The 23,850-nt window shown below is 64.5% G+C and carries 16 protein-coding genes; 12 read left to right on the forward strand and 4 right to left on the reverse strand.

The annotated features are described in order from the left end of the window. The first annotated feature begins 29 nt into the window (after window positions 1–29). Window positions 30–2,669 (forward strand): TonB-dependent receptor, encoded by a 2,640-nt coding sequence (locus ROV93_RS10720; RefSeq protein WP_072167757.1) that lies wholly within the window; start codon window positions 30–32, stop codon window positions 2,667–2,669. Between the two features lie 74 nt (window positions 2,670–2,743). After that, a complete protein-coding gene (locus ROV93_RS10725; RefSeq protein ID WP_072167758.1) occupies window positions 2,744–5,338 on the forward strand; it encodes a M14 family zinc carboxypeptidase in 2,595 nt (864 codons plus the stop codon). A gap of 549 nt (window positions 5,339–5,887) precedes the next feature. On the opposite strand, the gene ROV93_RS10730 is transcribed toward ROV93_RS10725, so the two are convergent. Continuing rightward, window positions 5,888–7,309, reverse strand: a complete 1,422-nt coding sequence (locus ROV93_RS10730) for a DEAD/DEAH box helicase (RefSeq protein ID WP_049414254.1) — start codon at window positions 7,307–7,309, stop codon at window positions 5,888–5,890. 620 nt (window positions 7,310–7,929) lie between these two features. Between ROV93_RS10730 and ROV93_RS10735 the strand changes: the two genes are divergently transcribed. Both ROV93_RS10735 and maiA read left to right on the forward strand, forming a co-directional pair. Further along, window positions 7,930–8,919 (forward strand): fumarylacetoacetate hydrolase family protein, encoded by a 990-nt coding sequence (locus tag ROV93_RS10735; RefSeq protein ID WP_072167759.1) that lies wholly within the window; start codon window positions 7,930–7,932, stop codon window positions 8,917–8,919. Window positions 8,920–8,933: 14 nt separating this feature from the next. Beyond that, the gene (maiA, locus tag ROV93_RS10740) at window positions 8,934–9,602 is read left to right on the forward strand and encodes a maleylacetoacetate isomerase (protein ID WP_312539698.1); all 669 of its coding nucleotides are present in this window, start codon (window positions 8,934–8,936) and stop codon (window positions 9,600–9,602) included. 43 nt (window positions 9,603–9,645) lie between these two features. Here the strand turns inward: maiA and ROV93_RS10745 are convergent, their stop codons facing one another. The 3 genes from ROV93_RS10745 to ROV93_RS10755 form a co-directional block, all read right to left on the reverse strand. Continuing rightward, window positions 9,646–11,106, reverse strand: coding sequence for a UdgX family uracil-DNA binding protein (locus tag ROV93_RS10745; RefSeq protein ID WP_072167761.1), 1,461 nt, complete (start codon window positions 11,104–11,106; stop codon window positions 9,646–9,648). Continuing rightward, the gene (locus tag ROV93_RS10750; RefSeq protein WP_065179113.1) at window positions 11,087–12,370 is read right to left on the reverse strand and encodes a putative DNA modification/repair radical SAM protein; all 1,284 of its coding nucleotides are present in this window, start codon (window positions 12,368–12,370) and stop codon (window positions 11,087–11,089) included. Before ROV93_RS10750 ends, ROV93_RS10745 begins: the two co-directional genes overlap by 20 nt. Window positions 12,371–12,498: 128 nt before the next feature. After that, the gene (locus ROV93_RS10755) at window positions 12,499–13,626 is read right to left on the reverse strand and encodes a PilT/PilU family type 4a pilus ATPase (protein ID WP_049416904.1); all 1,128 of its coding nucleotides are present in this window, start codon (window positions 13,624–13,626) and stop codon (window positions 12,499–12,501) included. Window positions 13,627–13,747: 121 nt separating this feature from the next. On the opposite strand from ROV93_RS10755, the gene ROV93_RS10760 reads away from it, so the two are divergent. The 8 genes from ROV93_RS10760 to ROV93_RS10795 all read left to right on the forward strand — a co-directional run bounded on the left by ROV93_RS10760 (window position 13,748) and on the right by ROV93_RS10795 (window position 23,778). Beyond that, a complete protein-coding gene (locus tag ROV93_RS10760) occupies window positions 13,748–14,113 on the forward strand; it encodes a DUF4398 domain-containing protein (protein WP_005415160.1) in 366 nt (121 codons plus the stop codon). Next, window positions 14,110–14,994 carry an OmpA family protein gene (locus tag ROV93_RS10765; RefSeq protein WP_080375071.1) on the forward strand — a complete coding sequence of 295 codons (885 nt, stop codon included), beginning with the start codon at window positions 14,110–14,112 and terminating at the stop codon, window positions 14,992–14,994. The genes ROV93_RS10760 and ROV93_RS10765 overlap by 4 nt, the downstream gene beginning before the upstream one ends. Before the next feature lie 324 nt (window positions 14,995–15,318). Then, the gene (locus tag ROV93_RS10770; protein WP_005407964.1) at window positions 15,319–15,555 is read left to right on the forward strand and encodes a YdcH family protein; all 237 of its coding nucleotides are present in this window, start codon (window positions 15,319–15,321) and stop codon (window positions 15,553–15,555) included. A 301-nt stretch (window positions 15,556–15,856) separates the two neighbouring features. Further along, the gene (locus tag ROV93_RS10775) at window positions 15,857–17,227 is read left to right on the forward strand and encodes a pyridoxal-phosphate dependent enzyme (protein WP_061480474.1); all 1,371 of its coding nucleotides are present in this window, start codon (window positions 15,857–15,859) and stop codon (window positions 17,225–17,227) included. Between the two features lie 123 nt (window positions 17,228–17,350). After that, a complete protein-coding gene (locus ROV93_RS10780) occupies window positions 17,351–18,520 on the forward strand; it encodes a cystathionine gamma-synthase (protein ID WP_072167762.1) in 1,170 nt (389 codons plus the stop codon). Next, window positions 18,517–19,323, forward strand: a complete 807-nt coding sequence (locus ROV93_RS10785; RefSeq protein WP_080376930.1) for an ABC transporter permease — start codon at window positions 18,517–18,519, stop codon at window positions 19,321–19,323. Before ROV93_RS10780 ends, ROV93_RS10785 begins: the two co-directional genes overlap by 4 nt. Then, window positions 19,323–20,663 carry an ABC transporter ATP-binding protein gene (locus ROV93_RS10790; RefSeq protein WP_072167763.1) on the forward strand — a complete coding sequence of 447 codons (1,341 nt, stop codon included), beginning with the start codon at window positions 19,323–19,325 and terminating at the stop codon, window positions 20,661–20,663. Before ROV93_RS10785 ends, ROV93_RS10790 begins: the two co-directional genes overlap by 1 nt. After that, window positions 20,656–23,778: a glycosyltransferase gene (locus tag ROV93_RS10795; protein WP_180890753.1), complete on the forward strand. Its 3,123-nt coding sequence runs from the start codon at window positions 20,656–20,658 to the stop codon at window positions 23,776–23,778. The genes ROV93_RS10790 and ROV93_RS10795 overlap by 8 nt, the downstream gene beginning before the upstream one ends. Window positions 23,779–23,850 lie beyond the last annotated feature (72 nt).

Raw genomic sequence — 23,850 nt, forward strand, 5'->3', positions numbered from 1 at the left:
CGTCGTCCTTACCATCTCCCCACATCGTCATGCCCAAGCACACCCTGCTCGTGGCGGCCCTGGCCGTCGCTCTGGCCGCGCCTTTGTCCGCCGCCGCCGAAACCTCCGCCGACGCCGTTGGTGACGCCAATACCTTGGCCGCCGTGCGTGTCACCGGTTCCAACATCAAGCGCACCGATACCGAGGCCTCCAATCCGGTGCAGGTGATCGGTCGCCAGCAGCTGGAACAGACCGGCAAGGCCACCGTGGCCGACGTGCTGCGTTCGATCTCGGCCAACACCGGCAACGCCGCCAACGAAACCACCAACAACGGCTGGGCGTCCGGCTCGGCCGGCATCGGCCTGCGCGGCCTCTCGCAGAAGAACACGCTGGTCCTGCTCAACGGCCGCCGCCTGGCCAACTACGGTTTCCCGGCCGGTGGCCTGTCCGACACCTTCGTCGATCTCAATGCGCTGCCGCTGGTCGCGGTCGAGCGCATTGAAGTGCTCAAGGACGGCGCCTCGGCGGTATACGGTTCCGACGCCGTGGCCGGCGTGGTCAACATCATCACCCGGCAGAACTTCGAAGGCGCCGAGATCGGCGGCAGCTTCGGCGGTGCCGACCAGGGCGGCCTGCACGAGCAGAACCTGAAGTTCGTCGGCGGCCTCGGTGATCTGGACACCGACGGCTACAACATCCTCTTCAGCCTGCAGGGTTACAACCGCGAGCGTCTGGACCAGGACGAGCGCAATCTGACCCGCAGTGGCATCTACACCGACAAGCCCGGTGGCCGCTGGAACGGCTGGTCGGCCAAGGGCGCACGCTACCTGGTCAACGGCGTGTCGGTGCCGATGCTCGATGCCAACGGCAACTGCCCGGCCGGCACCACCCGCGTTGCCAGCGCGCCGATCGATGGCCTGTCCGGTGATACCTGCGGCTTCAACCAGGCACCGTTCACCACGCTGATCCCCTCTACCAAGCGCTATCAGGCCTACGCCAACGGTACGTTCCGCCTGAACGACAACGTCGAAGCCTTCGGCGAGGTGCTGTACAGCCAGATCAAGAGCGCCGCGTGGTTCGGCAGCAGCCCGTTCTTCACCCTGGAGAGCGGCCGCTTCGCACTGAACGCGGACAGCGGCCTGGCCGAGCCGGTGTCGTCGCTGCTGCCGGCCAGCAATCCGTATAACCCGTACGGCCGTGCGATCCCGATCGAGTACACCTTCTTCGACCTCGGCGGCACGATCAAGACCAACCGCTCAACCGCCTATCGCGGCGTGTTCGGTCTGCGCGGCACCACCGCCAACTGGGACTGGGAAGTGGCTGCATTCGGTGCGCGCAGCAGTGAGCGGGAGACTGTGTCCGGCGGGTTCGCCAACCGCTGGGCGCTGGCCAACGCACTGTCCACGGGCAGCTACAACCTGCTTGACCCGGCAGCCACGCCGCAGTCGGTGCGTGATTCGATCAACATCGCCACGCTGCGTCCGGCCGAGTCCAAGCTGCAGGGCGTCGATGCGAAGATTTCCGGCAGCCTGGGCCGCACCTGGGCCGGCGAGATCGGCTTCGCCGCGGGTGCCGAGTGGCGCCGCGAGAAGCTCGATTCCAACAACCCGTGGCAGATCGATGCCGGCCTGCAGGTGCGCCCGGCCATCGCAGAAGTACATGGCCAGCGCCAGGTCAGTGCCGCCTACGCCGAAGTGAACGTACCGCTGGCCTCGACGCTGGAGCTGTCCGCCGCTGCACGCGCCGATCACTATGATGATTTCGGCGATGCGTTCTCGCCGAAGATCGGCCTGCGCTGGCAGCCGCTGGACTTCCTGCTGGTACGTGCATCGGCCTCGAAGGGCTTCCGTGCGCCGTCGCTGTCGGAAAACTCCAACAGCACCAGCATCGCCTATGGCAGCGTGGTCGATCCGCGTGATCCGGACGTGCCGGGCTCGCGGCAGAACCCGACCTTCTTCACCGTCGGCAACAACGCATTGAAGCCCGAGCGCACCAGGAGCGTGAACTTCGGCGTGGTGCTGTCGCCGTGGGCCAACACCAATCTGAGCGTGGACTACTACCGCATCCAGCTGGACAATCTGGTCGGCACCAACAACACCCAGACCCTGGTCAACGACAACGTGGCCGGTGCCGTGCAGCGCGACGAGCGCGGCAAGCTGCAGGCGGTCTACAACCGCTACCAGAACCTGAGCGAGCTGAAGACCTCGGGCATCGACGTCGAACTGCGCCAGCGCATCCCGACCGCGGTGCTGGGTGACTTCACCGTGTCCTCGGCCTACACCCACGTGCGCGACTACCGTCGCCCGACCGTGGTCGGTGGCCCGCTGGTCGACTACGCCGGCAGCAACCTGGGCGCGACCCTGCCCAAGGACAAGGCCACCACCACGCTGGATTGGAAGTACGGTGATTTCAACGCAGCCGTGACCTGGTACTACACCAGCAGCTACCGCCAGGAAGCCAGCACCGCCGCCAAGGCCGTGCAGCAGCGCGTTGGCAGCTACAGCCAGTACGACCTGTACCTGGCCTACACCGGCATCGACAAGCTGACGCTGTATGCCAAGGTGCAGAACCTGGCCGACAAGACGCCGCCGTACGACGCCTCGTTCCCGGGCATCCGCGCGCCGTACGACTTCAGCCAGTACGACCTGCGCGGCCGCTACTTCACGCTGGGCTTCGATTACCGCTTCTGATCCATCCGCCGCAGCCGGCCACCTGAAGGGACCGGCCGCGCAACTGTCTGCCGTTGTGTTCCAGGGGAGTCACCGTGTCCTTGCATCGCCGTGCCGTTCTTCCGTTGCTGCTTGCCGCCGCCACTGTACTGTCCTGCCCGCAGCCGGCGCAGGCACAGAGTGCCTATTTCTTCCCGCAGGCCACGGATGCGGCAGCCTTCGATGCAGCGGTGCCGACGCCGGAGCAGTTCCTCGGCTACCCGATCGGTAGCCGCTACACTCGGCACGACCAACTGGTGGCGTACTTCCAGGAGCTGGCGAAGCGTTCCGACAAAATCAGCGTGCGCGAGATCGGTCGCAGCTATGAGGGCCGCCCGCTGCTGATCGCCACCGTCACTGCTGCAGGCAATCATGCGCGGCTGGAGCAGATCCGCCAGCAGCACGCGACCCTGGCCGATCCGGCGCAACCGCGCAGCGCGGCCGGTGACAGCCCGGTGGTGGTGTGGCTGGGCTACAGCGTGCATGGCAACGAGACCTCCAGTGCCGAGGCGGCGATGCTGACCGCTTACTACCTGGTGGCCAACCGCAGTGCCGAAACCCAGCAGTGGCTGCAGCACGCGGTGGTGCTGTTCGACCCGGCACAGAATCCGGACGGCCGCGACCGTGCCGCCAACTGGCACAATGCCTGGGCCTCCGATCCGGCGTCGGCCGACCCCGCCGACAAGGAACATGTCGAGCCGTTCCCGCAGGGTCGCACCAACCACTATTTCACCGATCTCAACCGCGACTGGCTTGCCCTGACCCAGCAGGACTCACGGCCGAAGGTAGAGGTGTTCCACCAGTGGTACCCGAACGTGCAGATCGATTTCCACGAAATGGGCAAGGACAGCACGTACTACTTCGAGCCTTCGCCGAAGAGCATGCACAGCCCGTTGATTCCGGCGCCGTCGTACGAGTTCAACAAGACCCTGGCCAGGTACCACGCGCAGGCGCTGGATGCCTTGGGTTCGCTGTACTACACCGGCGAGAATTTCGACAACTTCTCGCCGGTGTATGGCTCGACCTATCCGGACTTCCACGGCGCGGTCGGCGTCACCGTCGAGCAGGCCAGTTCGCGTGGCCGCGTGCAGGAATCGGTGAACGGCCTGCTGACCTTCCCGTTCACCATCCGCAACCAGGTCGCCACCGGGCTGGGCACGGTGCGTGGTGCGGTAGCTGAGCGCAGCGGCCTGTTCGACCTGCAGAAGCATTTCTTCCAGAGCGCGTTGAAGCAGGCCGCACAGCAGCCGGTGAAGAGCTTCGTGTTCGGCGACGCGCACGATCCGGCACTGACCCGTCGCCTGCTGGAACTGTTGCTGCTGCATCGCATCGAGGTGCGCGCGCTGGAGCATGCAGTCACTGTCGATGGCCAGCGCTTCGATGCCGGCAGCGCCTACGTGGTGCCGGTGCAGCAGGCGCAGTTCCGCCTGGTGCATTCGATCTTTGCCGAGACGCCGCCAATCAAGGGGGATGTGTTCTACGGCAGCACCAGCTATGCGATCGCACCGGCCTACGGCGTGGCGTTCGCCGGCAGCCGTAGCCGTATCGAGGGTGGCGCACGCGTGACCGCGCTGCCGGCGGAGCAGGGTGCGGTGCTGGGTGGCCAGGCCGGATTCGCGTACGCGATCGACTGGCGCGACTACAACGCCGGGCGCGCGCTGGCTGTGCTGCAGGGCAAGGGCGTGAGCGCACGTGCCGCGTTCCAGCCGTTCACCACCGCGACCGTGCAGGGCGAGGTCAGCTTCGCTGCCGGCAGCCTGGTGATTCCGGTTGCCGGGCAAGCGCTGCAGGGTGCGGCGCTGCTTGAGGCAGTGACATCGGCCGCGCGCGAGGCAGGTGTGCAGGTGCACGCGCTGTCCAGTGGCCGCAGCCGCGAAGGCATCGATCTGGGCAGTGACGGCGTCAAGGCGCTGCGCAAACCCGCGGTTGCGCTGGTGATGGGGGAGGGCGTGGCCGCCACCGAGATCGGCTCGGCCTGGTTCCTGCTCGACCAGCAGTTGCACTTGCCCGCCAGCAAGCTGGACCCGCAGCAGCTGGGCAAAGTGCCGCTGGACCGCTACACCACGATCGTGCTGTCCGGGGGGACCTACACCGGCGTCGATACCACGGCGGTGGCTGCACTGAAGCGCTGGGTGCAGGCCGGTGGTTCACTGGTGACCTACGGCAGTGCTTCGAAGTGGGCGATCGAACAGAAGCTCGCCGACGGCGAGAAGCTCGGCAAGGACGAAGAGACTGCCGACGAGAGCCGCCGCGCATTCGGCGACCAGCGCGACATCGCCGCGATCGAGCGGGTCAGCGGCAACATCCTCAGCGCCGATGTGGACATCAGTCATCCGCTGGCGTTCGGCGTGCCGCGCCGGCAACTGGCGGTCAACAAGGAAAACACAGTTGCCCTGCAGCCGAGTGCGAACCCATTCTCGACGGTGGTACGCATCGACACGCCGCCGCGGGTGAATGGCTATCTTTCCGAGCGCAACCGTGCGCGGGTGGCGGGCAGCGCGTGGCTGCTGGTGTCGGCGCAGGGGCAGGGCAACGTGGTGCTGTTCGCCGACGATCCGGCGCACCGGAAGTACTGGCACGGGACGGACCGGTTGCTGATCAACGCGATCTTCTTCGGGAATCTGGTGAATCCGAGCAAGGCGCGGGGTTGAGGCGTTTGGCGCCTTGACTGATGCGTGTGGGGGCGGCCGGGCGGGCTGCGCAGGACACGCTGTAAATGCGTCCATGTAAGCTCGATCGGCGCATCCATGCGCCTCACGGTCCTGCGCAGCTCGCCCGGCCTCCCCTCGACAGTTTCCTGCGGGCGCGGACGCGTCGAACCCCAAGGCGGGAGCAAGGGCAAAAGCAAAAGCACAGCCAGGAATCGCGACTTCGGCTTTTGCCTTTGAACTTGAATTTGAATTTGAATTTGAATTTGATCTTTCTTCTCCCGGCTACCCGGCGGGAGAAGAAGGCGCAGGCAATGCTTGATGCGGATGGGCATGGGGGCAGCGCAGAACCGTTGGCGCCATGGATGGCGCCATCGAGCCTACATGGACGTATTTACAGCGTGTTCTGCGCTGCCCCCATGCCCATCCGCCCTCGGTACCGCCACCGCGTGCTTCATCACCCGGTAGCCAGCAACAAAAAAGGACGGCGCGTCAGCGCCGTCCCTCGATAGCCTCCCGCGCAACGGGAAGCACAACAGCTGTCAGCTGTGATCAGCCGGCGCGGCCGCCGCCATTGCCTCCCTGGCCGCGGCCACGGCCGCCACCATTACCGCCACCGCCACGACGCTGGCCCTGACCGGCGCCTGCACCCGCGCGCTGCTGGCCGTTGCCACCGCCCTCGCGACGGCCACCGCCGGCCTTCTTCGGGCCGGCATGCGCATGGCGCGGCGCATCACCGTGCGGACGGCGTGCGTGGCTCTTGCGCGGTGCGCGCTCGCCGGTATCGTGCTCGGCCTTGCCCGGCGCACTGTTGCCCCAGCGGATCGGCGTCTGCAGCTCGAAGCCCGGCACGTCGCGGATGTCCATGTCGCGGCCCAGCAGGCGCACGATCGCGCGCAGCAGCTTCACTTCATCCTGCGCCACCAGGGAGATCGCCTGGCCGGTGGCGCCGTTGCGGCCGGTACGGCCGATGCGGTGCACGTAGTCCTCGGCCACCATCGGCAGGTCGAAGTTGATCACCTTCGGCAGCTCGTTGATGTCGATGCCGCGCGCAGCGATGTCGGTGGCCACCAGCACGGTCACGCGGCCGGCCTTGAAGTCGCCCAGCGCACGCAGGCGCTGGCCCTGGCTCTTGTTGCCATGGATCGCCGCGGTCTTGATGCCCGACTTTTCCAGGAACGTGGCCAGCTTGTCGCTGCCGTGCTTGGTACGGGCGAACACCAGGGTCTGCTCGCGGCTGTCCTGCGCCAGCAGGTGCAGCAGCAGGTCGCGCTTGCGGCCGGCATCGACCGGATGCACGCGATGGGTGATGGTTTCGGCCACGGTGTTCTTCGGCGTCACCTGGATCTGTTCCGGGTTGCGCATGAACTCCAGCGCCAGCTGGCGGATGTTGTCCTCGAAGGTGGCCGAGAACAGCAGGGTCTGGCGGTTCTGCTTCGGCAGCTTGGCCAGGATGCGCTTGATCGACGGCAGGAAGCCCATGTCGAGCATGCGGTCGGCTTCATCCAGCACCAGCAGTTCAATGCCGGACAGGTCGACACTGCGACGCTCCAGGTGGTCGATCAGGCGGCCCGGGCAGGCCACCAGCAGGTCCACGCCACGGCGCAGGATGTCCAGCTGGTTGCCCATGCCGACGCCGCCGTAGATGCAGGCGCTGGGAATGCGCAGGTACTTGCTGTAGCCGCGCAGGCTGTCATGCACCTGGGTGGCCAGTTCGCGGGTCGGGGCCAGGATCAGCGCACGCGGCTTGCGCGGGCCGGCACGCACTTCCTGCGAGGCGGTGCCCAGGTGCTGCAGCAGCGGCAGGCCGAACGCGGCGGTCTTGCCGGTACCGGTCTGTGCGCCGGCCAGCAGGTCGCGACCGGCCAGCGCCAGCGGGATCGCCTGCTGCTGGATCGGGGTCGGGTTTTCGTAGCCCTGCTCGGCAAGCGCACGCAGCAGGAAGGGCGCCAGGCCCAGCGATTCAAAAGACATTGAGATTGCTCCAGGTACAAGAAACGCCTGTCCGAGCGGACAGACGGGGGCAGATCAAAGTGATCGGCTGACTCGGAGCGTTCCCGTGAACCGCGCTGCGAGAAGTTGGGTGCAGCCGGCACGAAGCGCAGGCTGGAATGCGTGACGAACGGCGTCGGAGTGGGGGCGGGCGAAGAGGGCGGACCCTGGTCGCCGGCGATCCCGAAGGGAAACGGACGGCCGCTGCAGACCTGCCTAGTCTAACCGATGGCTGAGACCTCGCGCAAAAAGCCCCGTTCAGGTAAGGGGTTCTCTCTGCAGGGCTGCGCCCTGCACCCGCAGAGGCGGGAGCAACGTCAAAGGTCGGGTTCCTGTGGGCAGGCGGGGTCGGTCCGGTGGCAGGGGACGCTGCAAGTACCCCTCAGGGGCCCGGCCCACCCGCACTGCCCCGCCATCCCTCGGAATGCACGCTGTTGCTGTTGAGGTTGCCGGCCAGCGGCCGGCACTACCGCAGGCGCAGGCCTGCAAGCCCTGCCGACCCCCACTACGGTAGGGTGGGCCGATGCCGCGCTGCAGCTTGGCGTCGCCGCAGATTTGATTACACTTGAAACTTGTTTGCCCACGACTCCGGACACCCACCCATGAAGCTTGGTTCTTTGAAGGAAGGCGGCCGCGACGGCACCCTGATCGTCGTCTCGCGTGACCTGCGCCACGGCGTGCGCGCCACCGGCATTTCCGCCACCCTGCAGCAGGCCCTGGAGGACTGGAGCCACATCGCACCGCGCCTGAACGCCCTGTACGAATCGCTCAACGCTGGCGACGCCGATGGCGTGTTCGACCTCGATCCGCAGGCGCTGGCCGCACCGATGCCGCGTGCCTATGAATTCGTCGACGGCAGCGCCTACCTGCCGCACGTCGAGCGCGTGCGCCGCGCCCGCGGTGCCGAGGTGCCGGAGAGCTTCTACACCGACCCGCTGATGTACCAGGCCACCAGTGCGGGGTTCTACGGCCCGCGCGATGCGGTCAAGGTGGTCAGCGAGGACTACGGCATCGACCTGGAAGCGGAGATCGTGGTGATCACCGACGACGTGCCGATGGCGGCCACCCCCGAACAGGCCGCCGGCCACATCCAGCTGGTCGGCCTGGTCAACGATGTCTCGCTGCGCAACCTGATCCCGGGCGAGCTGGCCAAGGGCTTCGGCTTCCTGCAGTCCAAGCCGCGTTCGGCGCTGTCGCCGGTGTTCGTCACCCCCGATGAGCTGGGTGCTGCGTGGCAGGACAGCAAGGTGCACCTGCCGCTGCTGACCCACATCAACGGCCAGTGGTTCGGTGCGCCGGAGGCGGGCGTGGACATGCAGTTCAACTTCGCCCAGCTGGTCGCGCATGCGGCCAAGACCCGCCCGCTGGGTGCCGGCACCATCGTCGGCTCGGGCACCATCGCCAATGAAGACACCAGCAAGGGTGCCTCGTGCTTCGCCGAGCAGCGCGTGGTCGAGACCCTGCGTGACGGCAAGCCGAGCACGCCGTTCATGTCCTTCGGCGACGTGGTCCGCATCGAGATGCTCGACGCTGCCGGCAACAGCATCTTCGGTGCGATCGAGCAGCGCATCGAACAGGCGGCCAAGCCCTGAGCATGGAGGCGGCGATGGAGATCCCGGTCGACGACGGCATCGTGCTGTACACCTACTGGCGATCCAGCGCCGCCTACCGCGTGCGCATCGGCCTGAAGCTGAAGGGCCTGGCCTGGGAGGCGCGGCCGGTGCATCTGGTGCGCGACGGTGGCGAGCAGCATCATGAGGCTTATCGCGCGCTCAATCCGCAGCAGCTGGTGCCGACCCTGCTGCATGATGGGCACACGCTGACCCAGTCGCTGGCGATCATCGAGTACCTGGAAGAGCGCTTCCCACAGGTGCCGCTGCTGCCGGCCGATGCTGCGGGCCGCGCGCGGGTGCGGGCGCTGGCGCAGCTTGTGGCCTGCGATATCCATCCGATCAACAACCTGCGGGTCATGCAGTACCTGGAACGCGACCTGCAGCTGCCTGCCGATGCCCGCACGCAGTGGACCCTGCACTGGATCGCCGAGGGCTTTGCGGCGATGGAAGCGCTGTTGGCCAACAGCCGCGACACCGGCACCTTCTGCCACGGCGACCGTCCTGGCCTGGCCGACATCTGCCTGCTGCCGCAGCTGTACAACGCACACCGCTTCGGCCTGGACCTGACGCCGTACCCGACCCTGCGCCGCATCGAAGCGGCGTGCCAAGCGCTGGAGGCATTCGACCGCGCGCGCCCGGAACACCAGCCCGACGCCGCCTGAAAAAAGGGGACGGAGGGGATTAAGTCGTATATGCACTTACGACTTAATCCCCTCCGTCCCCTTTCTGTTGCAATCGGGCCAGGTCATCGCGGAACAACCGGTAGGCCTCCTCGCGGCGGGCATCGTCGGTCTGTCGCAGCACCCATGCCGGGTGCACCGTGGCGTAGCCGCGCGTGCCGTCCTCGAGGGTGTGCCAGCGCCCGCGGTCACGCGAGAGGTCGAAATCATGGCCGAACACCGAGGCTGCCGCTGTCGCGCCGAGGCACACGATCACCTGGGGCCGCACGCGCGCGATCTCACCCATCAGCCAGGGCCGGCAGGCCTGGATGTGACGGCTCTCCGGTCGCTTGTGCAGCCGCACCTTGCCGCGCCGCTCATGGTGGAAGTGCTTCACCGCGTTGGTGAGGTACAGCGTGGCACGATCGATCCCCAGTTCCGCCAATGCGCGGTCCAGCACCTGGCCGGCAGGTCCTGCAAATGGCCGCCCACGCAGATCTTCGGTGTCACCGGGTTGCTCTCCGACCAGCATCACCCCGGCCCCTGCCGGCCCCTGCCCGAATACGGTCTGCGTGGCCTGCTCCCACAACGGGCACTGGCGGCAGGCGCTGGCCTGTCCGCGCAGATTGTCCAGGCTGCTGGCTTCGGCTGCCGATGCCGGAGGGTTCGCTCGCAGCGGAATCCTGCGTTGCGGTGCCTGTGCGGGACGGTCATGCATTTCCTGCACGCGGTCGGCCGCGTCGCGCACCAGGTGAGGCAGCAATCGGGCTTCAGGCAGGTGGCGCCAGTACTTGGCCGGCATCTCCTGCATCATCATCCGCGTGTTGAGCCGGGCCGGATTGAAAATGCTGGCGTAGTAGGTCTGCCACAGCGACTCGCGTGCATCCTCGGCCGGGGCATCCTCGCGCCGTGCACCGGGGCCGAAGGCAAGCGCCTGCCCATCCCAGGCGACGCTGCGCGAAGGCGTGAGGATGGCCCAGCGCATGCCGGTGAAGCGGCGCGCGAAGAACGGCGCGACCCGGTCGACGATGTGGTGCTGTGGCTCGAACCAGGCGATGAATGCATCAGGCTGGCCAGGCACTTCGCGGAAGCGCACGAACGCCTTCATCTTGTGCGTGTCGCGGCGGACCGCCTGTGCCATGGTCATCGCCCGCAGTACGTCGGCATCGGCAGGGTTTGACAGCACCGAGCGTTCGCCATGGGCGATGCGCCACAGCAACCGGTACAGGAGGGCCATGCGTTGTCCGTCGCGATGGCACAGGCAGGTGGCCGCCAGTTCCAGGAAGTCGCGCGGTACCGTCAGTGCGCCAGCATCGGCCTGTGCGGGCGCCGAGGTGACCGCTGGCGCGTCCAGCAGCGATGCGTCGCTGCCCTCGAGCCAGTCCAGCTGCTCCGGCGCGACGCCGCGCAGCAGGGCTTCGCGCGCACCGCTGCGCCAGGCCTCCAGCGACCATGGCGGATCCACCCGCAGCGACCAGCGCTGCGCGTCAGGCCGCGGACGGGGCATCGAACAGCGAACCCTGTCGCGGCGGCGGGGCCAGCTGCGCACGCAGCGCCGCCGGGTCGTCCAGTGCTTTGCGCGGGTGATGGTCGGCCAGCAGCACGAACGGCAGCAGCTTGCTCATCGGTGCCTTCAGGCGCGCGAGGTCGGCCACGCGCAGCCGCCCGTGACGGCGTGCCATCAGCACGCGCTTGACGTTGCGCACGCCAAGGCCGGGCACGCGCAGCAACATCTCCTTCGGTGCCCGGTTCAGATCGACCGGAAAGCGCTCGGGATGGCGGATCGCCCAAGCCATCTTCGGGTCGATATCCAGGTCGAGCATGCCGTCCTGGGTGGTATCGGTAATCTCATCCACGCCGTACCCGTAGAAGCGCAGCAGCCAGTCAGCCTGGTAAAGGCGATGTTCGCGCTGCAGCGGTGGCGGCTGCAGTGGCAACTGCCGGCTGGCGTCCGGAATCGGGCTGAACGCGGAGTAGTAGACCCGGCGCATGCGGTAGTTGCCGTACAGGCTGTCGGCGCTGGCCAGGATCTGCCGGTCGTTTGCCCCGTCCGCGCCGACGATCATCTGGGTGCTCTGCCCGGCCGGTGCGAAACGGGGAGGGCGCGGGCGAGTGCTGCGGCTGGCCGTCGGTGCCACCGCTGCGGGGGCCTTGCGAGCTTCCTTGGCTTCCTCGATGCGCCAGCGCAGTTCGCCCATCGCGCCACGGATGGAATGAACCGTCTTCTCCGGCGCCAAGGCGCTCAGGCCGGCTTCGGTCGGCAGTTCCACGTTGATGGACAGGCGGTCGGCATAGCGCCCGGCACTGGCCAGCAGTTCCGGCGAGGCCTCGGGAATGGTCTTGAGGTGGATGTAGCCGGCGTAGCGGTGTTCTTCGCGCAGCTGCCGGGCCACTTCCACCATCTGTTCCATGGTGTAGTCCGCATTGCGGATGATGCCGCTGGACAGGAACAGGCCCTCGATGTAGTTGCGCTTGTAGAAGTCCAGGGTGAGCGTGACCACCTCATCCACGCTGAAACGTGCACGGGGCACGTTGCTGGAAACCCGGTTCACGCAATAGGCGCAGTCGTAGACGCAGAAGTTGGTCAGCAGGATCTTCAGCAACGAAACACAGCGGCCATCGGGCGTGTAGCTGTGGCAGATGCCCATGCCCTCGGTGCTGCCGATACCGCCGCTGGCGCGCGAATCGCGCTTGCCCGAGCCGCTGGAGGCGCAGGAGGCATCGTACTTGGCGGCATCAGCCAGAATGGCCAGCTTGCGGATGGTTTCCATTGAGGAAACCTACGGATGAGGTGTCTCATTGGATGAGACCGCCCCTGAACTCTTCAGAAAAAGGGGACGGAGCGATCCAAGTCGCAAGTGCACAAACGACTTGATCCCCTCCGTCCCCTTTTCCTGGATCAGAAGCCGTGGGTGATGCTGGGTGCGCCCGCCGAGAAGTCCGCGTACGGGTCGTGCTCGCCGCTGCTGCCTTCGGACAGGCGGAACTTCAGGGCCAGGCCATCGCGCGAGTCGGCTGCGCGCAGCGCTTCCTCCTGCTCGATGGTGCCGGCCTTGGCCAGCCGGAACAGGCACTGGTCGAAGCTCTCCATGCCTTCTTCCAGCGAGGCTTCCATCGCGGCCTTGATTTCGTGCACCTGGCCGCGGCGCAGCAGGTCGCGGATCATCGGCGTGTTGATCAGCACCTCGGTGGCCGGCAGGCGTCGGCCCTCCTTGTTCTTCACCAGGCGCTGGCTGATCACGGCACGCAGGTTCAGTGCCAGGTTCATCAGCACGTTCTTGTGCGCGCTTTCCGGGAAGAAGTTGAGGATGCGCTCGATGGTCTGGTCGGCGTTGTTGGAGTGCAGGGTGGCCAGGCACAGGTGGCCGGTCTCGGCGAAGGCGATCGCCGCCTCCATCGTCTCCGCATCCAGGATCTCGCCGATCAGGATCACGTCCGGTGCTTCACGCATCGCGTTCTTCAGCGCGTTGTGGAAGGCATGGGTGTCCAGGCCGACCTCGCGCTGGTTGACGATCGACATCTTGTGCTTGTGCAGGTACTCGATCGGATCCTCGATGGTGAGGATGTGACCGGTGGTGGTGCTGTTGCGGTGGTCGATCATCGACGCCAGCGAAGTCGACTTGCCGGAGCCGGTGGACCCCACCACCAGCACCAGCCCGCGCGGGGTCATGATGACGTCCTTCAGCACCTGCGGCAGGTTCAGCTCCTCAATGCTCGGGATGCGGCTGCGGATGGCGCGGATGACCATGCCGACCTCGCCCCGCTGCTTGAACACGTTGACGCGGAAGCGCCCGGCATCGGGCAGGGCGATGGCCATGTTGAGCTCCAGCTCGCGCTCGAACTGCGGCACCTGGCCCTCGTCCATCAGCGAGTAGGCGATCTTCTTGACCATGCCCGGCGGCAGGCCGGTGTTGCCCAGCGGATAGAGCTTCCCCTCGATCTTGATGTAGACCGGTGCCCCGGTGGTCAGAAACATGTCCGAAGCGTTCTTTTCGGTCATCAGCTTCAGGAAGTAGCCGATATCCATTGCGAATTTTCCCCAACGAAACGGCCGACGCCCGTTGCCAGCACGGTGTCGGCTTGACGACAATGGCCGTGAACCGACAACCGGTACGGCCTCCCCAATGAAACGACTTAGCTTCGCACGAATGCGCCATGGCCTGTATGTGATGGCGTTTGCATTCGCACTGTCTGCCCCCGCCTGGGCGCAGGACGCTGCCCTGGAACTGGCGCAGGCCCGGCAGGCGGTCGACAAGGCCACCCAGGCCGATGCCGACCAGTACGCCCCGGACCTGATCGGGCTGGCCCGGCAGGGGCTGGAGCAGGCCCAGCGCGCCGCCGGCGACCGCCGCGAGCGCAAGAACGCCCCGGCGATGGCCCTGCGCGCTGCCGCCGATGCCGATCTGGCCCGCGTCCGTAGTGAGGAAGCCACCGTCACCGCGCAGCTGCAGCTGCGCCGCAACGAGGTCAACCAGCTGCAACGCCAGCTGTCGACCGGGGAGGACCGCCGGTGAAGCCGATGACCGCCGCAACCCTGGCCGCGCTGCTGGCGCTGCCGACCCTGGCCACGGCCGCCGACAACCCGATGGTGGCGCAGCTGAGCCAGCGCCTGATGGCCATCCAGGCCAACCCGGATACCGCTGAGCTGGGCGCCTTCGAGCGCATGCAGGCGCAGCAGGCGATCGCCACCCTGGACAAGGCCAAGCGCCGCGACCAGGAACTGGCCACCTACCTGGCCGAGCGCCGGGTGGAGATTGCCGAGACCGCCGTGCGCACCGCGCTGGCCGCGCGCGAGGTCGACCGCCTGGAGCGTACCCGCAGCGACCTGCTGATCGAGGCCAGCCGCCGCGATGCCGCCCGTGCCCGCCAGGAAGCCGAGCAGCTGCGCATGCAGGCGCAGATGCAGGCCGAGGAGGCCGAACGCCTGCGCCAGGCGGCCGAGGCCGAGACCCTGGCCCGCCAGGACGCCGAGAATGCCCTGACCAGCGTGGCCGGCAAGCAGCAGCAGCGGCTGAGCGCTGCCCAGCAGAACGCTGCCAGGCTGGCCCGCGAGGAAGCCGAGCTGGTGTCCGGGCAGAAGCTGCCCGGTTCGAAGTTCGACGCTCGCGGTGAGGTCTTCACCTTCGGGGGTGACGCGTTCGCCGCAGGCGCCTCCAGCCTGTCCGGCGGCGCGCGCAACCAGGCCAAGGCCCTGGCCGAGTACCTGAACATCGGCAAGAAGGGGCGCCTGCGTATCGAGGCCTACGACAGTGCCAACGGCGTGGGCCAGAAGCGTGCCGAAGCGCTGCGCGACGCCCTGGTCGCAGGTGGTGTCGCCAGCAACCGGATCCAGGTCAGCGGCAAGAAGGCTGCGTCCACCCGGGCGCGCTCTGCCGAGGTCATCATCGCCCCGTAATTGCTTGATATTGTTTGTTTTTCGTTGTGATGAGCATTCAGCCTGAACCCCGCCCCGGCGGGGTTCGGTCTTTTTGTCGCAGGGGTCTTGTACCCCGCCCTGAGCAGGCGTAGGGTCAATCGTCCGGGACGCAATGCCGCGGACCGGACGATGGGAGGGCCGGGCCGATGCAAGCAGGGCGCGAACCGCAGCAGATCGACGTGCGCAGGCCAGTGCCGCAGGTCGTTGCAGGCGTCCAGGTGGCCATCGACCGGCACTCCTCCATGAACAACGCCCCGTGCCTTGCGGCCGGGGCGTTCGTGTATCTGTCGAAGGAGGTCCATCATGTTTGAAGATCAGCCCCAGAGCGAGATCGACGCCCGTCGCGCGCGTGATCCGGAGTTCAGGGCACTCCATGACCAGCACCGCAAGTTGAACAAGAAGTGCATGGACGCGGAGTTGGGTGTACTCCCGATCGATGATGTCACCCTGGGTCGCATGAAGCGTGAGAAGCTGCTGGCCAAGCAACGCCTTCTGCGAATGTACGAAACACCGCTCCCAACGACGTCCCCCACGCTTTGACGCACCCCGTCGCGCCCGGAACGGCGTGACCCGGCCATCGATGGCCCCGCCGGGCGACCCCGCCCCGGCATCGCGGCACCGCCGATGAGGCGGCCGCGCCAAGGCACCACAGGCGGTGGTGCCTTGGCCAGCAGGCACAACTCACCGATGCGGGCGGTACCGGTCTCCTCGTCGATCCGGGGCCGCCCGCATCCCTTTACGGGGCCGGCGGGCGGCATCTCCGCGCCGACCTGACATTCAGCGCCATCCGTCGGATAATCATCGGTCCGGCCCTGCGTGGCGCGAATCGAAAGTCCTCCGAATGCCCATCCATTCCTCCGTCCTCGAACTCATCGGCCAGACCCCGATCGTCAAGGCCCAGCGCCTGGACACCGGTGTCTGCGAGCTCTACCTGAAGCTGGAGAGCGCCAATCCGGGCGGATCGATCAAGGATCGCATCGGCCTGTCGATGATCGAGGCGGCGGAGCAGCGTGGTGACCTGAAGCCGGGCGCGACCCTGGTTGAAGGTACCGCCGGCAACACCGGCCTGGGCCTGGCGCTGGTGGCACAGCAGAAGGGCTACAAGCTGATCCTCGTCGTTCCCGACAAGATGAGCCGCGAGAAAATCTTCAACCTGAAGGCGATGGGCGCTGAAGTGCGCCTGACCCGTTCAGACGTCGCCAAGGGCCATCCGGAGTACTACCAGGACCTGGCCAAGACCATCGCCGAGCAGACCCCGGGCGCCTACTTCATCAACCAGTTCGGCAACCCGGACAACCCGGCCGCGCATGAGTTCGGCACCGGCCCGGAAATCCTCGAGCAGATGGGCGGTGACCTCGACGCCATCGTGTTCGGCTGCGGCAGCTCCGGCACCATGACCGGCCTGTCGCGCGCGTTCGCCAAGCTGTCGCCGAAGACCGAGCTGGTGCTGGCCGATCCGGTCGGCTCGATCCTGGCCGAATACATCAACGACGGCGTGCTCAACGACAAGTCGGGCAGCTGGCTGGTGGAAGGCATCGGCGAGGACTTCCTGCCCTCGATCTCCGACTTCAGCCGCGTCAAGAAGGCTTATGCGATCAGCGATGCCGAGAGCTTCCACACCGCGCGCGAGCTGCTGGGCAAGGAAGGCATACTCGGCGGTTCGTCCACCGGCACCCTGCTGGCCGCGGCGCTGAAGTACTGCAAGGAGCAGACCACGCCGAAGAAGGTGCTGGTGCTGGTCTGCGACACCGGCAACAAGTACCTGTCGAAGATGTACAACGACTACTGGATGCTGGACAACGGCTTCCTGGAGCGCCCGCAGCACGGCGACCTGCGCGACCTGATCCTGCGCCCGTACGGCCAGCGCGACACGGTGGTGATCGGCCCGAACGACCTGTTGACCACCGCCTACCAGCGCATGAAGCTGTATGACGTGTCGCAGCTGCCGGTGATGGACGGTGACCAGCTGGTCGGCATCGTCGATGAAAGCGACGTGCTGCTGCATGTCTACGGCGACGAAGCGCGCTTCCGCGACACCGTGGCCACCGCGATGGTCAGCAAGCTGGACCGGCTGGACGTGAAGTCGCCGATCGAGGCCCTGCTGCCGGTGTTCGACCGCGGGCAGGTGGCGATCGTGATGGACGGTGACGCCTTCCTCGGCCTGATCACCCGCATCGACCTGCTGAACTATCTGCGTCGGCGCGTTCAGTAAGCCGCTGATCGCTGCCGTTCACCGCTGAATTCCGGTTTATTCGCGTCAAAGCTCGTTAAGGCTGCGCTGATAGACTCCCGATCCTTTGACGGCGCCGCACGTCGGCGCCATTCAGGAAACGATATGTCCAACTCCTCTTCGCCCGACCGCGCGCTGGCCCTGGCCACGCTGGCCATCCACGGCGGCCAGTCGCCCGATCCCAGCACCGGCGCGGTGATGCCGCCGATCTACGCCACCTCGACCTATGCGCAGTCCAGCCCGGGCGAGCATCAGGGCTTCGAGTACTCGCGTACCCACAACCCGACGCGCTTTGCCTATGAGCGCTGCGTGGCCTCGCTGGAAGGCGGCACCCGCGGTTTCGCCTTCGCCTCGGGCATGGCGGCCAGCTCGACCGTGATCGAGCTGCTGGACGCCGGCAGCCACGTGGTGGCGATGGACGATATCTACGGCGGTAGCTTCCGCCTGTTCGAGCGCGTGCGCCGCCGCACCGCCGGGCTGGATTTCAGCTTCGTCGACCTGACCGATCTGGCGGCATTCGAAGCCTCCATCACGTCGAAGACGAAGATGGTCTGGATCGAGACCCCGACCAACCCGATGCTGAAGATCGTCGACATCGCCGCGGTCGCCGCCATCGCCAAGCGCCATGGCCTGATCGTAGTGGTCGACAACACCTTCGCCTCGCCGATGTTGCAGCGTCCGCTGGAACTGGGCGCGGACCTGGTCCTGCATTCGGCCACCAAGTACCTCAACGGCCATTCGGACATGGTCGGTGGCATGGTCGTGGTCGGCGACAACGCGCCGCTGGCCGAGCAGATGGCGTTCCTGCAGAACTCGGTGGGTGGAGTGCAGGGCCCGTTCGACAGCTTCCTGGCCCTGCGCGGCCTGAAGACATTGCCGCTGCGCATGAAGGCGCATTGTGCCAATGCGATGGCGCTGGCGCAGTGGCTGGAAAAGCACCCGGCGGTGGAAAAGGTGATCTACCCGGGCCTGCCGTCGCACCCGCAGCATGAGCTGGCTAGCAAGCAGATGGCCGGCTACGGCGGCATCGTCTCGATCGTGCTCAAGGGCGGTTTCGAGGCGGCCAAGCGTTTCTGCGAGAAGACCGAACTGTTCACCCTGGCCGAGTCGCTGGGCGGCGTGGAGAGCCTGGTCAATCACCCGGCGGTGATGACCCATGCTTCGATCCCGGTGGCGCGCCGAGAGCAGCTGGGCATTAGCGATGCGCTGGTGCGGCTGAGCGTGGGTGTGGAGGAGTTGGGGGATCTGCAGGTGGATTTGGAGAGGGCGCTGTGAGCATTCAGGCTTCCCCGGGAGCTGGTCGGTACTCACAGCTCTACTATCTCTACAGCCAGATGGTGCGGCGTGACATCGAACGGCGCTACAAATCAACGGCAGGCGGGATGTTGTGGGCAATCATCCAGCCGGTGATGATGATCGGCATCTACACCGTCGTGTTCGGATTGATCTTTCAGCCGCGATGGCCGTCGATCGCCAGTCCCTGGGACTATGTCCTGATTCTGTTCCTGGGAAAGATCCCTTATCTGTTCATTACGGAATCATTCGCATCGGCCGCTTCCTCGATGCGATCCCATTCCAATCTGGTGAAGAAGGCGGTTTTCCCGCTCGCCATACTTCCGGGCGTTTCGCTGGGTAGTGCCGCCTATCACGCGATGATCGCGCTGCTGGTTTGGGTTGTGTTCTACATCTGCATCAAGGGTGCCTTGCCGTATGCGGTGCTTCTGCTACCCTTGGTCTGGCTGCCGTTGATAATGATCACAATGGGCATCTGCTGGTTCCTAGCAACCTTGGGGGCATACTTCCGCGATACTGACCAGATCGTGGGAACTTTTAACATCGCGCTGATGTTTCTGTCGCCGATCTTCTATCCGATGGCCAGCGTTCCTCCGGTCCTGAGGCAGGTGATGCAGTTCAATCCGTTGAGCTACGCCATCGAGTCTTCGCGTGCGCTGCTGCTGTGGCCAGAAAAACTGGATCTGTTGCATTACCCCCTTCATCTTCTCATTGCAGCGGTCGTCATGACGGTCGGCTATCTATTCTTCCGCCGGATGAGATCTGGCTTCGCGGACGCAATCTGATGTCATTCGTTCTTTCTGCCGAGGAACTTGGAAAAGCATACCCGTTGAAGCCTTCACCGGGAGTACAGTTTCGAGCGAAACTGTTCAATCGGAAGCCGCCCCCGACCGACCAGTTCTGGGCGCTTCGCAATCTCAATTTTTCTGTGGACCGCGGAGAATCCGTCGGCATCATTGGCCGTAACGGCAGTGGCAAGAGCACCTTGCTGCAGCTGGTCTGTGGGGTCATCGAGCCAAGCGAAGGCAAGGTAAGTACCCACGGCCGCATTGCCAGCTTGCTTGAACTGGGGGCTGGCTTCGATCCGGAGTTCACAGGTCGGGACAACGTGTTCATGAATTCTGCGCTGCTGGGCCTAACGCGCGCGGAAACTGAAGCACGTTTTGATGAAATTGTATCTTTCGCGGAGATTGGTCGATTCCTGGAGGAGCCGGTCAAGACGTACTCGAGTGGAATGTTCGTGCGGCTTGCATTTGCAGTTGCATCGCATGTTGATCCAGAAATCCTCATCGTGGACGAGGCTCTCGCCGTCGGTGATGCGAGATTCTCAGCCAAATGCATCAAGCGGATCAGGTCGCTGCGGGAGAGAGGCTGCACCCTGCTCTTCGTCAGTCATGACGTAGGTATCGTGCGAACGCTCTGCGATCGTGCCCTTTGGCTTGATTCCGGCAAGATGGTCGCTCTTGGCGATGTCTTCGGTGTGACATCACGCTACATGGAGAAGATGTTCGAAGACACCGATGAGTCGGTAGCGTCGGCTTCCGTAGAGCCGCAGGGCGACCCACAGCTAGCACCGGTGGGTCAGGGGAGTGCATCGCCCGTTGAGGCCGCTGCGCAGGATCTGGTGCCAGGCTTGCTTCCAGGTGAGACCCGGTTGGCGCCGATCAGCCATTGGGGCTCGAATGTGGGGTCAATTCCCTCATGGTCATTCGAGGGTGTTGATGGAAGAACCGCCAAGGTAGTCGAGTATGGAGATACGCTTCGTGTGCGGGTAAGAGTCCGACTGCCCGAACAGGTTGATCCGGCCAATGTAGCGCTGTCGATATCGATAAAGGATCTGCGGGGCACCGACTTGTTCGTGGTGTCGACCCACGATGAGAACCCGATGCTGTTCTCCGGTCGTGCTGGTGCTGTCGATGTCGGCTTTGAATTCGTGAATCGCTTGACCGAGGGCAAGTATCTGCTGGTACTCGCTTTGGAAGATCGAACCATCGAAGCGATCCAGTACTTTGAGTACGTCGAAGGAGCGCATTACTTCTCTGTCACCAGTCGAGTCCGGCGCTTCGGGGTCTTCAATATCCCAGCAACTATTACAGTCAAGCAGGAGAAGTTCACAAATGTCTGATGTGAATGAAAAGGAATACTGGGATAAGCGTTTCAAGGAAAACTGGGCCGAACGGCGCGGCAGGGAGCAGAGCCGTTTCTTTGCGCGCCTGGGTGTCGGCCTCCTGCCTGACTGGTTGAAGTGGTCACTTGCGTCGGACCGGCTGACTCTGCTCGATTGGGGCTGTGCGCTCGGCGATGGAACCTATGTGCTGGCGCAATCCATCGACGGAGCGATCGTGAGTGGCTGTGACTTCTCGCCTACAGCCATCGAGGACGCCACACTGCACTACCCGAATATTGATTTTCAGTGCTTCGATGTCGCTGAAGTAAATATCGATCGGCAGTGGGATTTTGTCTTTAGCTCCAACACGTTGGAGCACTTCCATACCCCATGGAAAATGCTCGATGCTGTGTCGCGCATCGCGAAAATGGGCGTCATTCTGTTGGTCCCATATGAGGAGTATCTAAGGATTGAGGAGCATTTCTATACCTTCGAAGCTGGCAACATTCCGTTCCGACTCGAAGGCGATTTTTTCCTCGCTTATCATCGAATCGTAGATGGCTCTTCAATTCCTGAAACGGAATGGGCCGGAAAGCAGATTCTGCTGGTTTATCTTCGCAACGACGCTCCGCTCGCGGCGAGACTCAAGCTGGGGCATATAGCCGCACCGGTAGCCCTGCGACCGGATGTTCAGAACGAAGGAGAGGCTGCGCTCATCAATGCACTGATCCAAGAACGTCAGCAATCGGTGCAACAGCGTCTCATGATTGCCGAGCTTGAGGGGCGCGTCAGCTACGAGCAGAGCGCCGCCATTGCTAGGATCGAAGAGCGGGATCGATTGAGCCTGGAAGTTCAAGCTCTGCAAGAAGCGGTATCCAAGGCCGAGGCTGTGGCCTATCAGCCGGTGGCGCCAGTCGAGGCGGAGCCGCCTGTTGCCGAGCCGGAGGTATCTGACCTGCCGGTTCCTAAGGCTCTCCCGAAGCAGAGCGCCCCGGCGGAATCACGAGCCCAGCTGGTCGATACGGGTGTAGACGTTGCACATACGCGCGCATCGATTCGCCGTGCGGCCGATCTGGCCAAGGACCTTTCATCGTATGCATCGGATATCACCGCGCAACGCGATGAGTTAGCTCGACAGATAGAGATGATCCGGACCAGCAAAAGCTGGCGATTGACCGGCCCGCTGCGAAGGGTAATGGCCAGGTTCCGGGGGCAGGTGGACGCACGTGAACTGCCGATGTCAATCAATCTTCAGGATTCGCATGGGCGTTTTGATCACCTTCGGTCTGAATTGGTGGAGGTCAAAAAGACGCTGGACAATCTGAATCCTGCAATGAAGGCGAACCGCCGGATTTTCGTCTTTACGGGCGTACCGTTCGACGACATCGGCGGCGGGCAGCGTGCTGCCCAGCTGACCCGCGTCATGCTTGAGCGCGGTGAACGCGTGACTTACGTGTATGCCTACCGCAAGTGGGAGGGAGGGGTTCCCGTCGAGAGTACGTTTACGTCAGACGGTTTGACCCATCTGTTCCTGGACAGGATTTCTGTCAAAGACGTCGTGGATGGAATATCACCCAACGACGTAGCTGTGTTTGAGATGCCGCACAAGGGCTTCATTCCCTATTTCGATCACTTCGGTGAAGTGGGGGGGCGACGTGTTTTCGAATTGATCGATGCCTGGGACAGCTCTCTGGGCGGGGATTGGTTTGATGAAGCGGTGATGTCGCGATACATCACTGAAAGCGAAGTCGTTGTTGGTACTGCCAAAGTGCTGAGGGACAAGCTGGTGCGCGCCGGGCGACGCGACGCGCTGTATCTGCCCAACGCTGCGAATGAACGTATCTTCGATTCCTACAAGGAATACGCCCGGCCGGTAGAGATCGACCCTGACAAGCGTTCTTTGCTTTACTTTGGCTCTCTCTACGGCGAATGGTTCGATTGGGATGCCATCAGCTTGGCAGCGAGCCGTGTCGGGCAGGCTGCCAATATCTATCTGATTGGTGATGCGCCTGCTGGTCGAACGGTGGCCCCGAATGTTTACTTCCTGGGAAGCAAGAACATCGAAGAGCTGCCCGCCTATCTTCGTCACTGCGATGCGGCGTTGCTGCCATTCATTCCAGGTCACATTTCCGATGCGGTGTCTCCGATCAAGGTATTCGAATACCTTGCCATGGGGGTTCCGGTTATCGCCAATGCGCTCCCGGAGTTGGACGGCTACCCGAACGTGTTTGTCGCTCGCGACGGGCAGCATTTCGCCGAGTTGTGCGCGACCGAGTTGCGGGCCGATCCCGCCAAGGTGGACAGCTTCCTGATGAGGAATTCCTGGGCAGCCCGTGCTGATGCGATCGTACCTCCGCGTCAGTTTGGCAAGGACATCAGCGCGATTGTGTTGATCCATAACAATGCCCGGATCATCGAACGCTGCATTTCCAGCCTCAGGCTCCATGGGCAGGACTATCTCCGGGAAATCATTGTTGTCGACAATGCCAGCACGGATGGTGGTGCAGAGCTGGTTGAATCCCTGTTCCCGGACGTGCTGGTGATCAGAAACTCGAAGAACGGATGCAGCTCCGGCCGTAACCTGGGCGTGCAGCATGCGGGGGGATCGATGATTGCCTTCTTCGATTCCGATCAGTGGTTGACGAGTCGTGGGACCTTTGAGGAGGCATTGTCGATTCTGGCGGGAAACTCCCGAATCGGCGCGGTCGGATGGGCCGCAGGTTGGTTCAGTGGTGGAACTGAAAGTGTGGGTGGCCCTATCGCTGATTATCTTCCGGCCCGCGGAACGCTGACGCCCGAGTATCGTGAGCTGGGTTACAGGACCGACATCGCCTACTTGGGCTCCGGCGGGATGTTCCTGCGCAGGGTGACTTTCGATGCGGTTGGTGGTTTTGATGAGGCATACGATCCGACCTGCTTCGAGGATACCGATATTTCCTTCAGCATACTGAATGCCGGGTACTATCTGGCCTATCGCGATCTGCAGGGGCTTCGGCATCAGCCCCATCAGACCACAGCGGCCAGTGCCGGTTCCGAGAGCTACGCCGCGCTGTTCCGGAGCAACTCACGCTACTTCAAGGAAAAGTGGGGGCATCGCCCGAACTACTTCTTCGATGTCCCGCCTCAAGGGTGATTCCTGGCGCCGCCAACCTGAGCGGGTTGGCGGTTGGTTGCCGCAGGTCGACGTGGTGAAGGTCGGAAGCAA

It is taken from the genome of Stenotrophomonas maltophilia group sp. msm4, assembly GCF_032025605.1.
In the GTDB taxonomy this organism is placed as follows: Bacteria; Pseudomonadota; Gammaproteobacteria; order Xanthomonadales; family Xanthomonadaceae; genus Stenotrophomonas; species Stenotrophomonas sepilia.